The organism is Psychrobacter sp. AOP5-GZ1-6 (genome assembly GCF_052376345.1).
Taxonomy (GTDB): domain Bacteria; phylum Pseudomonadota; class Gammaproteobacteria; order Pseudomonadales; family Moraxellaceae; genus Psychrobacter.
In genome coordinates, this window is the sequence record NZ_JBQSVP010000366.1 from 1 (window position 1) to 354 (window position 354).

At 40.4% G+C, this 354-nt stretch carries 1 protein-coding gene; it reads left to right on the forward strand.

All coding sequences use genetic code 11. The features are described from left to right. On the forward strand, nucleotides 1–337 hold a 337-nt coding region (locus tag ACT3RN_RS16230; protein ID WP_444518888.1), incomplete at its 5' end, for a transposase. Between the last annotated feature and the right edge of the window lie 17 nt (nucleotides 338–354).

Below are 354 nucleotides of genomic sequence, written 5' to 3' on the forward strand. Positions count from 1 at the left end.
CCAAGTACATGATTCTAAAATGGCCAACGCTTTAATTAAAAGTACCATCAAAAAAGAGACTAAGGCTGTTGTAGCAGACAGAGGCTATGATAGTAGCGACATAAGAGATTGTATCTTTGAACATTGTGCTGAGTCAGTAATACCCGTTAAGTCCAACTCTAAAAGCAATAACGATACGCTAGATTGGTACTTATATCGTTGTCGCCATTTAGTAGAAAACGCCTTTGCTAGGTTAAAACACTTCAGAGGCATTGCTACACGCTATGATAAGCTTAAAGCCAGCTATGAGGCTGCCGTAATTCTCGCTTGTGTCTTTATCTGGCTGCCGCTGATTTGAATTCTATACAGCCCCTA